General features: G+C 55.4%; 12 protein-coding genes and 2 pseudogenes. 12 read left to right on the forward strand and 2 right to left on the reverse strand.

Going from position 1 to position 14,738, the window contains the following annotated elements; translation table 11 throughout:
- Positions 1-51: 51 nt before the first annotated feature.
- Positions 52-597: a dTDP-4-dehydrorhamnose 3,5-epimerase gene (gene rfbC, locus ACM6J5_RS07030; protein WP_414928070.1), complete on the reverse strand. Its 546-nt coding sequence runs from the start codon at positions 595-597 to the stop codon at positions 52-54.
- Between the two features lie 188 nt (positions 598-785).
- On the opposite strand from rfbC, the gene ACM6J5_RS07035 reads away from it, so the two are divergent.
- The 11 genes and pseudogenes from ACM6J5_RS07035 (at position 786) to ACM6J5_RS07085 (ending at position 12,668) form a co-directional block, all read left to right on the forward strand.
- Positions 786-3,698: an aminotransferase gene (locus ACM6J5_RS07035; RefSeq protein WP_414928071.1), complete on the forward strand. Its 2,913-nt coding sequence runs from the start codon at positions 786-788 to the stop codon at positions 3,696-3,698.
- Between the two features lie 273 nt (positions 3,699-3,971).
- Entirely contained in the window at positions 3,972-5,078 is a 1,107-nt protein-coding gene (gene aguA, locus ACM6J5_RS07040; RefSeq protein ID WP_414928072.1) for an agmatine deiminase, read from the forward strand.
- A gap of 243 nt (positions 5,079-5,321) precedes the next feature.
- On the forward strand, positions 5,322-5,534 hold the full coding sequence (locus ACM6J5_RS07045; protein ID WP_057712441.1) for a hypothetical protein: 213 nt from the start codon (positions 5,322-5,324) through the stop codon (positions 5,532-5,534).
- Between the two features lie 289 nt (positions 5,535-5,823).
- Positions 5,824-6,495, forward strand: coding sequence for a DsbA family protein (locus ACM6J5_RS07050; protein WP_414928073.1), 672 nt, complete (start codon positions 5,824-5,826; stop codon positions 6,493-6,495).
- Between the two features lie 261 nt (positions 6,496-6,756).
- Entirely contained in the window at positions 6,757-8,043 is a 1,287-nt protein-coding gene (locus ACM6J5_RS07055) for an OprD family porin (protein ID WP_414928074.1), read from the forward strand.
- Between the two features lie 171 nt (positions 8,044-8,214).
- Positions 8,215-8,529 (forward strand): annotated as a pseudogene (locus ACM6J5_RS07060) (hypothetical protein).
- Positions 8,529-8,819, forward strand: coding sequence for a helix-turn-helix domain-containing protein (locus ACM6J5_RS07065; RefSeq protein WP_095942274.1), 291 nt, complete (start codon positions 8,529-8,531; stop codon positions 8,817-8,819). Before ACM6J5_RS07060 ends, ACM6J5_RS07065 begins: the two are co-directional and overlap by 1 nt.
- A 266-nt stretch (positions 8,820-9,085) precedes the next feature.
- Complete coding sequence (locus ACM6J5_RS07070; RefSeq protein ID WP_007972813.1) at positions 9,086-9,307, forward strand: tautomerase family protein; 222 nt, start codon at positions 9,086-9,088, stop codon at positions 9,305-9,307.
- Positions 9,304-9,960 carry a DsbA family oxidoreductase gene (locus ACM6J5_RS07075; protein ID WP_414928075.1) on the forward strand — a complete coding sequence of 219 codons (657 nt, stop codon included), beginning with the start codon at positions 9,304-9,306 and terminating at the stop codon, positions 9,958-9,960. The genes ACM6J5_RS07070 and ACM6J5_RS07075 overlap by 4 nt, the downstream gene beginning before the upstream one ends.
- A gap of 43 nt (positions 9,961-10,003) precedes the next feature.
- Positions 10,004-10,714, forward strand: a complete 711-nt coding sequence (locus ACM6J5_RS07080) for an SDR family NAD(P)-dependent oxidoreductase (protein ID WP_414928076.1) — start codon at positions 10,004-10,006, stop codon at positions 10,712-10,714.
- Between the two features lie 1,483 nt (positions 10,715-12,197).
- Positions 12,198-12,668 carry a hypothetical protein gene (locus ACM6J5_RS07085; protein ID WP_414928077.1) on the forward strand — a complete coding sequence of 157 codons (471 nt, stop codon included), beginning with the start codon at positions 12,198-12,200 and terminating at the stop codon, positions 12,666-12,668.
- Between the two features lie 196 nt (positions 12,669-12,864).
- Here ACM6J5_RS07085 and ACM6J5_RS07090 read toward each other — a convergent pair whose 3' ends face one another.
- Entirely contained in the window at positions 12,865-13,233 is a 369-nt protein-coding gene (locus ACM6J5_RS07090; protein WP_414928078.1) for an SMI1/KNR4 family protein, read from the reverse strand.
- A gap of 396 nt (positions 13,234-13,629) precedes the next feature.
- Between ACM6J5_RS07090 and ACM6J5_RS07095 the strand changes: the two are divergent.
- A pseudogene (locus ACM6J5_RS07095) lies at positions 13,630-14,738 on the forward strand (hypothetical protein); the annotation flags it as partial.

Consider the following 14,738-nt stretch of genomic DNA (forward strand, 5'->3'; position numbering starts at 1 on the left):
CTGCGGACTGTGGGCCAGGCGTGTTTTTGCGCTGAAACTTGCGCCGGGTTTTCAGGCGAAGACTTCGGCGTCCTTGAGGAATGCAGCGGCCTGGTCCTTTGCCGACAGCTGCGGCGTGCCTTCCAGTTGCCAATCGATAGCCAGGTCCGGGTCGTCCCAGCGAATGCTGCGCTCGGCGGACGGGGTGTAGTAATCGGTGGTTTTGTAGAGGAACTCGGCAAAATCGCTCAGCACCACGAAACCGTGGGCAAAGCCTTCCGGAATCCAGATCTGGCGGTGGTTCTCGGCGGACAGGACCACCGCCACCGATTTGCCGAAATGTGGCGAACTGCGGCGGATGTCCACGGCAACGTCGAGTACTTCACCGGCCGTGACGCGAACCAGTTTGCCTTGAGTGTTCGTCAGTTGGTAATGCAAGCCACGCAACACGCCTTTTTGCGAGCGGGAATGGTTGTCCTGAACGAACTGAGTGTCCAGGCCGGTGGCTTCTTCGAAAGCCCTGGCGTTGAAGCTCTCATAAAAGAAACCACGTTCGTCGCCAAAGACCTTGGGTTCAAGGATCAGAACACCGGGCAGGTCGGTGGTCACTACATTCATGGTGGCTCTCCAGAGTGTGCGTTTGATGGTCGCCATTCTTGCGCAAAGCGCTGGTCGGGGCGAGTACCAAAACAAAACCTGTGGGAGCAAGCCCGCCCCCACAAATGCCTTCATACCGGCCCGGGGGGTTGCGTATCGCCCGAACCAGTGGCGATATAGGCGCCTAATAAAATTTCAGGGGTCGTTGTATGCCGCTCGCCACGTTGATTCATCGCGCCAGTTTGCCCAGCCCGCAGGTGTCTGCGGAGCAAGCGCTAGAGCTGCTGGAAGAACATTACGGGTTCAGCGGCAAACTGCACGCCCTTGGCAGCCAGCAAGACCTGAACTACCGCGTCGACAGCGAACGCGGACGTTTCGTCCTGAAAATCTGCCGTGGCGACTACTCGGTACTGGAACTTCAGGCACAACATGCCGGGCTCAAGCATCTGGGCGAGCACCCGGATGTACAGGTGCCGCGTGTTATCGCGGCGAAAAACGGTGCAGACCTGCTGTCTCTGGACCTGGGGGGCCAGGCAGTGCACGTTCGCCTGCTCGACTACATCGAAGGCCAGCCCCTGACGAGCCTCGGTCATTTCAACCCGACGGTGGTGTCCGGTTTCGGTCGCCTGTGCGGTGAAATGGACCTGGCCCTGGCGGATTTCGACCATCCGGGTCTGGTGCGAACCCTGCAGTGGGACGCCCGTCATGCTCACGCCCTGATCGCGCACTTGCTGCCGGTGATCAAGGATGAGGCCCGGCGCAAACTGATCATTGAAGCGTCCGGGCAAGCCGAGCGGCATTTGCAGCCACTGCGGGACAAACTGCCGGTGCAGGCCATTCACATGGACATCACCGACGACAACGTGGTGTGGCAGCGCGACGCGCAGCGCCATTGGCAGCTGCAAGGCGTGATCGATTTCGGCGACCTGGTGCGCACCTGGCGCATTACCGATCTGTCGGTGACCTGCGCCGCGCTGCTGCATCATGGCGAGGGCGATCCGTTCTGCATTTTGCCGGCCATCCAGGCGTATCACGCAGTCAATCCGTTGCAGCACGAAGAACTGCTGGCGCTGTGGCCGCTGATCGTCGCCCGCGCGGCGGTGTTGGTGCTCAGCGGCGAACAGCAGGTCAGCATCGATCCGGGCAATGCCTACAGCCGCGACAACCTGGTCCATGAATGGGAAATCTTCCGTGTGGCCACGTCGGTGCCGTTGGCGCTGATGGAAGCGGCGATCCTCACCGCCGTCGGCCAGAACCTGCCCACCATCGGCAGCGAAGGGTTCGCGCCGCTGTTGCCGAGCCTGGTAGGGCGTGAGTTCGCGCTGATCGACCTGGGCGTGCTCAGTCCGCATTTCGAGGCCGGTAACTGGGAGCAGGAAGGCGTCGATCAACACCTGCTGGATGAAGCGGCCGCGGCACATGGCCTGGCGGCCAGTCGTTACGGGCAATACCGCCTGTCCCACACCCGCCCGGACAGCGCCGCCGAACCGGACACTTGCCCGTTGCATGTCGAGTTGCGTGTGCCTCAGGGCACGGCGGTCGAAGCACCGTTTGCCGGAGTGGTGCATCACCCATCGGCGGACGTGCTGCAACTGGACGGCCCGCAACTGAGTGTGCGGCTTTGGGGCGTCACGCCGTCGCTGCACAGCGGCGCGGCACTGGTCAAAGGCCAGGTACTGGGATCGGTCAGCGGGCCATTGATCGTGCAGATGTGCCGTGGCGCGTCGATCAATGCGCCGTTGTTCTGCACGCCTTCGCGCGCGGCGGCCTGGCAAGCGCTGTGCCCATCGCCAGCAGCGTTGCTGGGGCTGGCCTGTGACGCCGAAGCCGAGCTCGACGGACCGACCTTGCTGGCTCGGCGCGATGCCAGCTTCGCCCGCACGCAAAAACACTATTACGTTGATCCGCCGCGCATCGAGCGCGGCTGGCGCAACCATTTGATCGACATGCAGGGCCGCTCTTACCTCGACATGCTCAACAACGTCGCGGTGCTGGGTCACGGCCATCCGCGCATGGCGGCAGTTGCCAGCCGCCAGTGGTCGTTGCTCAACACCAACTCGCGTTTCAACTACGCAGCCGTGGCCGAGTTCTCCGAACGTTTGCTGAAGCTGTCACCGGATGGCATGGACCGGGTGTTCCTGGTCAACAGCGGCAGCGAGGCCAACGACCTGGCGATTCGCCTGGCGTGGGCCTACAGCGGCGGCCGCGACATGCTCAGTGTGCTGGAGGCCTATCACGGCTGGACGGTGGGCGCGGACTCGGTGTCGACCTCGATCGCCGACAACCCCAAGGCGCTGAGCAGCCGCCCGGACTGGGTGCACCCGGTGACCGCGCCAAACACCTATCGCGGTGAATTCCGTGGCCCCGACAGTGCGCCGGATTATGTGCGCAGCGTCGAGCACAACCTGGCGAAAATCGCCGAGCAGAAACGCCAACTGGCCGGCTTCATCTGCGAGCCGGTGTATGGCAATGCCGGCGGAATCTCGCTGCCACCAGGTTATTTGAAACAAGTCTATGCCATGGTCCGGGCCAGAGGCGGCGTGTGCATCGCCGACGAAGTGCAGGTGGGCTACGGGCGCATGGGCGATTTCTTCTGGGGCTTCGAAGAGCAGGGCGTGGTACCGGATATCATCACCATGGCCAAGGGCATGGGCAACGGCCAGCCACTGGGCGCGGTCATCACCCGTCGGGAAATCGCCGAGGCGCTGGAGGCCGAGGGCTACTTCTTCTCCTCCGCCGGCGGTAGCCCCGTCAGCTGCCAGGTCGGCATGGCCGTGCTGGATGTGATGCAAGAGGAAAAACTCTGGGAGAACGCCCAGATCGTAGGCGGGCACTTCAAGAAGCGCCTCGAAGCGTTGATCGATATTCATCCGTTAGTGGGCGCGGTGCACGGTTCCGGTTTCTACCTGGGCGTCGAGTTGATTCGCAACCGTGAAACCCTGGAGCCGGCCACCGAAGAAACCACCGCTCTGTGCGATCGCTTGCGTGAGTTGGGGATTTTCATGCAGCCGACCGGCGATTACCTGAACATCCTCAAGATCAAGCCGCCGATGGTCACTTCGCGCCAGAGCGTGGATTTCTTCGTGGACATGCTGTCGAAGGTGCTCGCGGAAGGGTTGTAAACACATCCCCTGTAGGAGCGAGCCTGCTCGCGATAGCGGTCTTTCAGTCGAAAAAACTGTGACTGACATGGCCCCATCGCGAGCAGGCTCGCTCCCACATGGATCGCGGTATTAGTTCGATTGATATCGGCTTTTTATCGATTGTTTTTGTAACGCTGGATGTAATGTGCTTTAAAAGCCGATATTTATCGGATATAAAGTGACCAGTCCACGGCGTGTACCAATGCGCTTCCATTTCTGTCAGGCATCAATGCCACTCCGGAGTCCTGAGCCATGACCACGTTGAACAGCACCCCTCGCGCCGACGGCTTCTACATGCCAGCCGAATGGGCACCGCAAACCCAGACCTGGATGATCTGGCCCGAGCGCCCGGACAACTGGCGCCTGGGGGGCAAACCGGCACAAGCCGCCCACGTGGCAGTGGCCAAGGCCATCGCCCGTTTCGAGCCAGTGACCGTGGCGGTTTCCGCCGGTCAGTACGAAAACGCCCGTGCCCGTCTGGACGTGCCGAATATTCGCGTGGTTGAAATGTCCAGTGACGACGCCTGGGTTCGCGACACCGGCCCGACTTTCGTCATCAACAACAGTGGCGAAGTTCGTGGCGTGAACTGGGATTTCAATTCGTGGGGCGGTTTCGACGGCGGTCTGTATTCGCCGTGGAATCGTGACTCGCAGGTCGGCGGCAAGATCCTCGAGATCGAGCGCAGCCCACGCTACCGCACCGAAGGCTTTGTGCTGGAAGGCGGTTCGATCCACGTCGACGGCGAAGGCACCCTGATCACCACCGAAGAATGCCTGCTCAACCGCAATCGCAACCCGCACATGAACCGCGCAGAAATCGAAGCGCTGCTGAGCGCGAACCTGGCTGTGGATAAAATCATCTGGTTGCCGGATGGCTTGTTCAACGATGAAACCGATGGCCATGTGGATAACTTCTGCTGCTACGTGCGCCCGGGCGAAGTGCTGCTGGCCTGGACCGATGACCCGCAGGACCCGAACTACCCGCGCTGCCAGGCGGCGATGAAAGTGCTGCAAAGCAGCACCGACGCCAAGGGCCGCCCGTTCACGGTGCACAAGATGCCGATCCCGGGTCCGCTGTTTGCGACCGAGGAAGAATGCGCCGGTGTCGATCCGGTGGATGGTACGCAGGAGCGTAATCCGACTGTTCGTCTGGCCGGTTCCTACGTGAACTTCCTGATCGTCAACGGCGGCATCATCGCACCGTGCTTTGACGACCCGCAGGATGGCCCGGCGAAAGAGATCTTGCAGAACCTGTTCCCACAGCATGAAGTGGTGATGGTGCCTGGTCGTGAACTGTTACTGGGGGGCGGCAATATTCACTGCCTTACCCAGCAACAACCCGCGCCGCACAAGGAGTGAGTTAGGTCGTAACAGCTTGAGTTGATTGCGAAATCCCTCAAGCTGTCAATCTGCCTCCAGGATTGCACGGAGCCCGCGGCCCTACAGGCCTGCGGGCTTTTTTGTAACTATAAGGACACACTTCAGACACCTTGGCACAGCTCTTGTATCTCTGCTGGTGTAACTCGGGGGAGGGAGGACTTCTATGTTCTGTCATAAACCTTGGATAAGTTAGCCGCTCACAAACCGGGAGAGAGCGCTGAAATGAACGCCGAAGTGAACGTAGTGAGCGACAAGGCGTTGCATCCCCTGGCAGTAAATAGCGAATCGCTCCAGATCCTGGCGCACTGGTTCAAGTCCAATGGAATGCGTCAGATCAGCGATACTGATCCGCGCCGGACGATGATCGAGCGTTACCCTGCTGGTTTATTCAGCGAAGCGGAACTGGATGCGTTGTGGGATGTAATGGAAGGATAAGAAGAACTACAACGGATTGAACAAAAAAGAGCGCTGCCGGGATGGCAGCGCTTTTTTTTGCGCAGATTCATGTAATCACCGCGATCCCTTGTGGGAGCGAGCCTGCTCGCGATGGCGTCCGACCAGTCAGCATCTATATCGACTGACCCACCCTATCGCAGGGTTTTGTGGCACAACCATTCGACCGATTCAAGCAACAGACTGAAAGCCAATCCGGCGTTTTTCCGGGGCCGCCGCCGCACTAACCTGCCGACATCGAATTTTCCTGAATTTCTGTCGGAGCTTTCCCATGATCCTGCATTACATCTACGACCCCTTGTGCGGTTGGTGCTACGGCGCCAAACCGCTGGTGCAGGCCGCCCAAGCTGTGCTGCCGGTGATTGCCCACGGCGGCGGCATGATGACCGGGGCCAATCGGCAAAAGGTTTCACCACAACTGCGAAGTTACGTCATGCCCCATGACCGGCGCATTGCGGAATACAGCGGGCAGCCGTTCGGCGAAGCCTATTTCGAAGGTTTGCTGCGTGATCACACCGCCGTGTTCGACTCGGCGCCACCTATCGCTGCGGTGCTGGCTGGCGAGCAAATGGCCGGTCGCGGGCTGGAGTTGTTGGGGCGATTGCAAAGTGCTCACTACGTAGATGGGCGCCGTATTGCCGATGAGTCGGTATTGTTTGAACTTGCCCACGGCATGGGGCTGGACCGCGAAGCCTTCGAAAGGGCCTTCAGGGCGGCCGACACCGAAGGCCATGTCAGGAACAGTCGGGCTCTTCTGGCCAAGGTCGGCGGGCAGGGCTTTCCGACCCTGGCGCTTGAGCACGATGACCAGTTCACCCTGATCGACATCGGGCCATGGCTGGGTAAACCCCAGGCATTTGCGCAGTGGCTGGGTCAGTCGCTGCCCGATCACGGATCATCCGAATCCGTTGCAGCCTGTGGCCTCGATGGTTGCGCAGATTGAATATTCCTGCCGCGTAAAGCAATTTCTTAGACGATTTTCGCCTGTTTTTAGACGATTCATGAAATTGACACATCGTTAAGGGCGCGGCTACGATTCGGCCCAACGCCTGTGGCCGACCGCCACGATCAAAAATTATAAAAAGGCCCGCCGCGAGAGATCGTGGGCGGGCCTTTTTGTTTTCGCATTGAAATAAGAGCGCGATAGCGCCGTTTCGGCCGTTCGACACAGCGCGTATCAACCGCAAATAAGGAAAAGAACAAAATGTTGAACAAGCGAATCAGCCTGATCGCTCTGGGGATGTTGAGTGCGACACAGGCCATGGCGAACGACCAGGCCGAATCCAAGGGTTTTGTTGAAGACAGCAGCCTCAAAGTGCTGCTGCGCAACGCCTACATCAACCGTGACTTCAAAGACGGCAACCCGGATAAATCCGAGTGGGGCCAGGCGGCCATCGGTACGTTCTCGTCCGGCTTCACCCAGGGTACCGTCGGTGTGGGTGTGGATGCTTTCGGGTTGTACGCACTGAACCTGGAGCGCAGCGAAGACCGTAGCGGCGCGCAAGGCATCGATTTCTTCAAGAAGGGCGACAGCGGCCAGCCGGCGGACGACCTGTCCAAGGGCGGCGCGGCGATCAAGTTCCGCCTGTCCAGCACCACCCTGACCTACGGCGACCAGATGCCGGCCCTGCCGGTGCTGAGCTACGACAACTCGCGCCTGCTGCCGGAAAGCTACACCGGCACCCTGATCACCTCCAAAGAGATCAAAGGCCTGCAGCTCGACGCCGGTCGCTTTACCGCCGAATCGCGAAAAAGCGCTGAAGGCCGTGACAGCGGTGGCTTGAAGTCGATCAACGTATTGGGCGGCAGCTACCAGTTCACCGAGCAGTTCAAGGCCGCGCTGTACGCTTCCGACGTCGAAGACGTGCTGAAGAAGCAATACGTGAACGCCAACTACGTGTTCCCGATCGACAAGGATCAGTCCCTGACCCTGGACTTCAACGGCTACCGCACCAAGCTGGACGATTCCTACGTCCGCGAAAACGGTATCACCGGCGACGACAACAAGATCTGGAGCCTGGCCGCCACCTTCATCACCGGCCCGCACTCGTTCACCCTCGCGCACCAGCGCAGCACCGGCGACAGTAACCTGGGTTATGCCTACGGCGGCTACCAGAAAGACCAGGGCCGCATCGGCGACGGCGGCAACACCATCTACCTGGCGAACTCCTACTGGTCCGACTTCAACGCCGAAGACGAACGCAGCTGGCAACTGGGCTACGGCCTGGACTTCAGCACCTTCGGTGTACCGGGCCTGAGCTACAACGTGGCCTACGTGCGCGGCGACAACATCACCACGTCCACCAGCGAAGGCGGCACCGAGCGCGAGATCTTCAACCAGATCAAATACGTCGTCCAAAGCGGCCCGGCCAAAGACCTCAGCGTGAAACTGCGCAGCTCGGTCCTGCGCGTGTCGCAGAAGTCGAGCGAGTACAACGTCAGCGGCAACGAAGTGCGTGTGTTTGTGGATTACCCGATCAATATTTTCTGATAATGGGTTGTGGTATCGAGGCCTGATCAAAGGCTGAGAATGAAGGAAGAGGCCCCGACTGGATCGGGGCTTTTTTTGAATAAAAACGCTGAAACGAAAGACTAATTGCCCCTTATCTATCCTGGCACCTAAAATTCATGCTATACGCCATTGACGCATAGCAGGGATTGCATGATCTTCATCGAGACGCCGATTTTTACCGCTGACCTACCAAGTCATCTGGGCGATCACGAATATGGAGAATTCCAGCAGTATCTCGCCGAACATCCCGAGGCTGGCGCTTTGATCGAGGGTACTGGCGGGCTTAGAAAAATCCGCTGAGCCGCGCATGGCAGGGGCAAAAGCGGTGGCGTAAGGGTGATCTACTATCACGTAACCTCTGCTTTTCAGATACGTTTGCTACTGATTTACCGGAAAGGGATTCAAGACACCCTTTCGGATAGAGAAAAAGCAGTTCTTTGTGCCATCAATAAAGGATGGAAATAATGGAAAAAAATCTCTTCGATCGTCTTGTTGAAAGCATGACGCAGATGGATGAGATCGACCGTGGTGAGCGGCAGCCATCGCGTGAATTCCATGTCGATGCTGCACAGGTCAAAAAAATTCGTCTCGCCACCGGACTTTCACAGGCCGCGTTTGCCAAGCGAATTGATGTTCCCGTGGGAACGTTACGCAATTGGGAGCAAGGACGTCGTGATCCTGAGGGACCGGCCCGTGCACTGTTACGAGCGATTCATAACGACCCGAAGCATGTACTTGCAGCGTTGGGTTACTGATCAGTCGATTTCAGCTTAATGATTGCGGCGTTTTCAGCCCCGATCACAAAAAAGCGCGGCCTCCCAAGGCTGCGTTTTTTTGTTGGACGCGGATTGCATTGATCCGGATGAGTCTTGCAGTCTTGCCTTCCTATGTATGCCTACTCATTACGCCGCGTAATGAATGAAGTTCCCGCCCCCACCTTTATCCCCTCCCGCCAACCCCATACATTCATCTCCAACGCCTCTCCCATCATTCCGACGGGAAGGTCACTGGAGTTGCCCTCATGCCTTTCGTAACCGTACGCATCACCCGCGATGGCGTTACCACTGAGCAGAAAGCTCAGGTGATTGCCGAGATCACTGAAACACTGGAACGCGTCCTCAACAAACGCCCTGACCTGACCCACATCGTGATCGAGGAAGTCGACACCGATAACTGGGGTTACGCCGGCATCACCACCACCCAGTACCGCAAGCAGCTGGCCGAGGCGGAGGGGAAGTCATGACGTCCTCCGTCACCATCGATTTCATCTCCGATGTGGTGTGCCCCTGGTGCGCGCTGGGGGCGACGGCGCTGGAGCAGGCGATCGAAAACGTGGCCGGGGAAGTCTCGGTCGAGCTGACCTACAAGCCGTTCGAGCTGAACCCGAACATGCCGGCCGAAGGTGAGCAAGCGGTCGAGCACTTGATGCGCAAGTACGGGAGAACGGCCGACGACGTCGCCGCCGGCAAGGCCATGCAGATTGCTCGCGGCGAGGCCATCGGCTTCACGTTCGATCTGGAGAAGCGCACGCACTTCTACAACACCTTCGATGCGCACCGTTTGTTGCTGTGGGCGCTGCAGGAAGGGCGGCAGGTCGAGCTGAAGAAGGTGCTGCTACGGGCCTACTTCAGCGAAGGCCAGAACCCGAGTGACCACTCGACGCTGGTGCGGCTGGCGACTGAAGCGGGGCTGGACGGGGCAAGTGCACAAGAGGTGCTGGCGTCCGGTGCGTTCGCCGATGAGGTGCGGGAGCTTGAAACGTACTACCAGCAGCGCGGTATCAATTCGGTCCCGGCCATGGTGCTGAACGGCCGCCACCTGGTGTCCGGTTCGCAATCGGTCGAGTACTACGAACAGATGTTGCGACAAATGGCGAACGCCCCGGCCGAAGCCTGATTACAGATTTCTACCCCACTTTTTATTGTCAGAGGTCTTCATCATGAGCATTTCGAAAAAAGTCATCGTCATCACCGGCGCGTCCCAGGGTCTCGGCGACGGTATGGTCAAAGCCTTCCGTGAACTCGGTTACCGGATCGTCGCCACTTCGCGCTCGATCAAGCCGTCCAGCGATCCAGACATCCTCACCGTGGCCGGTGACATCGGCGAGCCGGAAACCGCCCAGCGCGTCATCCGTGAAGCAATTTCCCGTTTCGGTCGCATCGACACCCTGGTCAACAACGCCGGGATCTTCATCGCCAAGCCGTTCACCGCGTACACCGCAGAAGACTACGCCAATGTGCTGTCGGTGAACGTCAATGGCTTCTTCTACATCACTCAACTCGCCATCGCCGAGATGGAAAAACAGGGTAGCGGCCACGTCGTCAACATCACCACCAGCCTGGTGGACCACGCCATCGACGGCGTGCCTTCGGTGCTGGCTTCGCTGACCAAAGGCGGCCTCAACGCGGCAACCAAATCCCTGGCCATCGAATACGCCAAGCGCGGGATCCGGGTGAACGCAGTCAGCCCCGGTATCATCAAGACCCCGATGCACGGCGAAGAAACCCATGCTGCACTGGGCAACCTGCACCCGCTCGGGCACATGGGCGAGATCGATGATATTGCGCAGGCAGTGGTGTATCTGGACGGCGCCAAGTTCGTTACCGGCGAAATCCTGCACGTGGATGGTGGTCAGAGCGCGGGACACTGAAAGCGGTTTTTCAAAGCTCGGAAATGACAAAGCCTCTGCATTTCTGCAGGGGCTTTTTGTATGGTGCGGCACCAGACGAACGGTATGTTTCGGCGAGAGTAGGTTTTTCGGGCATCTGGAGTTCGCTGGAAAATTCGGCGTACCCCAACTAGTAACTATAAACAAATCAGCTAGTTATGGCGTTCGGTGGAATCGAACTCGGGATTTTTTAGATGTCAGCACGTTGTCGGTCTGCAAGTAATTCAGAGCCGCATACGGAATGGTAAACCCCCCTGAATTTGAACGTTGTCAATCATCTCTTTCGTAGAGAATAGGCAGAAATCCGCCAAAAGCTGCCGTGGCGACAGGCAGCAGACGGCCAAAAGCAGTCATTTAATGTGTCGAAAACCTGCAACCAAGGCAATGGTTGCGAACAGAATTACACCGCCATGTTAGGGGTTGTCTTCTAGGCAGCCAAGGTCAATTAAAACAAAGGGTTGGAACCCAGGCCAACACGGCTTTTCGCGTAAAAACCTATCCATTGGTACAAAAATTGGTACAGGTTTTTACGTCGCCTAAGCGGACGCTATGCAGTTCGAACCGGCCCAAATAAAGCCCCTCCTGATCTCTGTTAGGCGGGGCTTTTGCATCTCTCCTACCACTAAGATTTCATGCCACCGACGCCGAATCGTCCTAATTCGATGCTCAGCAGGGTTTCGCAGTCTAGGGTATCCACTGGAGTCGATAACTCCCAAGCAATCGGCAAATAGCGAACGTTAGTGGCCGGCTAGGAGCGGCAGGTAGACACTGTGAAGACAAAAGCGCAGCTTCACCGATGATGCGTTCTATTCTAGAAGGTCCCAGGACTGCCGTCATCCGTGCCGTGATTCTATCTGGACGGTGTTGCATTTTCCGCGATCACCTCTACGCTTGACTAGACTAGGGGTACGAAGCGACAAGTAGTGTTATCCAACACTTTATGGCGACAGGAAACTTCACATAGCAGGGCCTCTAATATGTCGTTATGCCTAGTCTAATCCACCAACTTCGCTATGGAAAATTACACACCAAGGAAAATTCGACGAGATTTTCCAAAGACATTAAATTTAGGCACCCAACTCAAGAAGGAAAAAAATAATGGATGATAACAACCAATTAAAAGATGCAAAACTTCCGGAGAATACTGACTGTGATTTCACGGCGTCAGAAGCAGAGATCCAAGGGGCCGTTTGCATCCCAGGGGAAACCAAGTGTATAAATCAATGGATCCATAAATGCAACGATAATGGCAGATGGTTTAAAACAGGCGACTCTTGTTAAATTGTCGTTGCCGACGCCAAGATCTCAATTATATCTTTCGTTCGCACTGCAACCAATTGAACGCCTGCGATTAAAATTAAATTAAATACATACACTTAAAAACACATAAACCCACTCAGATCGCAGCTTTCAGTCGCTAGGATGCAGAAGTACTTAATATTCTGCACTTCTATAGCGAGGGAATATGCATATCTCATGGATAAATATGCGCCCTATCATATTTGCATTGACTCTGACCGGTTTTCTCGGTGGATGCGTCACATCGCAGCAATATGAATCTCCCCTACCGCATAGGGGTAGTTCGGTGTTCTCTATTTTTCCTGAAGCCCCTCTTTTCGCCGAAGCCTCAATGAATAGTGACGGTAGTATAACGTTGACGAAAATTGATAAGATCACGAACCCGAATGTTACTCTAATATTTAACTTCGTCATATTCGGTGAAGGCCGGATGCTTACGATTCACAACTCTCTTGACGAAACAGTCAAATTCCATATCGATACAATTGACTATAAAGGCGAGCCTCACAACATAAGTAGCTGCACGATGCCGCCAGGGATGGTCTTCTTAGAGACGTGGCCAGATCCGTTCCCTGAAATTCGTGTTTCAAACGCCCATGTGGCATTGGAAAATGAAGAAGGTACGTGCGTGTACTGAACACGCGGCAACGCGCTCAAGTCCGTACTACTTCGTCCGCCGGACGTTGCTTCGGAACCCCCCCGAGCCAACACGTCCCTTTTGGCCGAAAGCGGTTGATCAGGAAGGGCTTCCATTGGCAGTCGATTGCGGCCCCTCGCGATAGGCAGAAGTCGGCCCAAAAGCAGACGCAGGGTGACGTAGTTCTTTTGCTCCCCTACCTGCACTCAATGCAGACTTGTTGAAACCATGCAGAAAAAGAAGGCCAAATCTCATCTATGTGTCCGTTATGCGACCAGTATCGAACAGCGCCAGACTCCGAAATAAGAAAGTAGTCACCGTTATTTTCAATGAAAGGTAACCAATCTCGGGGCACACCTGCATGGCTCCAAGCGGTCTCGGCAATTTCGAATATGTCTAGGTAGCTGCAACCTCTCACTATCAACGCTGCGTCTAGTACGGCGTTTTCGATATTGCTACCTTCCTTCAAGAACTGGACATATTGGACTGGGAAACGAAACTTGAGCGCGCGCTCTGCTTCTGCGATATCGGCGTCTGTAGGGATTCGAAAAGGATCTTCTGTCATTCACTCGGTCCGAGTCTTGATGGATGGCGCTGAAACCTGTTTATTCGAGCACCATAACTTAATGAGCACGGCAACGCAGAAATTGGTGCAGAGGAGCATTGCGCTCGATTACAGCCGGCACTGACAGGCAGCTTTTGGGTCGGTATCTGCCCTTCGCGACAGACAGCAACCGGCCAAGAGCAGACTGCCTGCTCTATAAATAAATGCGTCCCCTTTTCGGTCCAAGGATTGGGCGAATGGAGTGGAGGTCGATGACGCAGCTGGTGAGCGCAGCAGTGATAATTTCAGATAGCCATTATTGATAGGTATCGCTACGCTCAACCTATCTTACGGACTCACAACCAACCTAGACAACAGCTGATAGCCCCCCACAAAAACCCACGCATGGAAAACCATATGTCAGAACTTTCAGGAAACCCATCATCCAGAGCTATTGGAAGCGTTTACAAAGAGAATAAAAGATTTGTTGTAATTGGTTTGACGGGAAGAACTGGTTCAGGCTGCTCTACATCAGCAGAAATTCTTTGTAGTGCCTCCATTGAGCTCCCAGAGAATGCCTATTCCGGAATCACAAATAATGAGCTCAGAAAACATCGAATAATCAAAAAATTTATTGAGCACCGATGGCAGCCGTTTAAGTGTCTTCAAGTTAGAACAGTCATAACCAGATACATTCTTGCACTAAATTTTCCAGAATTTTGCCGCTTTATTTCTGACGTAATGTCTAGAGATATACATAAAACTTCCGAAATCATGAGAGAAATAAAAGAAGAATACGACGATCTTCATATCGAAATATCGGAGTATCTTAGGAGCCCTGAAAACACACTTGACGAAATAGAAGCTAAGCAAGAATTTGCTTTCGATCTTTACTTCAAAAGATTACCAATTTTCTCAAACAAAATACGAGAAGCCCTAAAAAATATCTCGATAGATGCATACACAAAAATATACCAGAGTGCAGGCGACAACATTCGAGCATCAGGGCAGGTAAACAGCTCTAAATTTGACGACTCAAAAGTCTTTCATTTTCCAAGAACTATAAACAAAATAATAAAATCCGCACACCATGTAGCCCGAAAAAATAATGAGTCCTGCTTCATTGTGATTGACGCCATTAGAAATCCATACGAAGCAATATTTTTCAAAGAGCGTTACGCTGGTTTTTATCTAGTATCAATAAACACAGAAAATGACAACAGACTAGCCCACCTCCGCAGCACACACAAATTTTCTGAATCCCAAATAAAAGAGCTTGATGAAAAAGAGTACCCAAGCAAACTTGCTGGGTATAGCAAATTCATCTCACAAAACATACAAAAATGCATAGAAATATCCGACATACACATACACAATCCTAGAAAAGAACAGTTCAATAACGTTGAGCTTAAATGCCAGCTTGCCTGGTATATTTCTTTAATACAGCACCCAGGCTTGGTGATGCCAACATCTTTAGAAAGCTGCATGCAAATTGCTTACACGGTGAAGCAAAGTTCTGGCTGCAT

The organism is Pseudomonas sp. IT-P74, assembly GCF_949768175.1.
Classification (GTDB): Bacteria; Pseudomonadota; Gammaproteobacteria; order Pseudomonadales; family Pseudomonadaceae; genus Aquipseudomonas.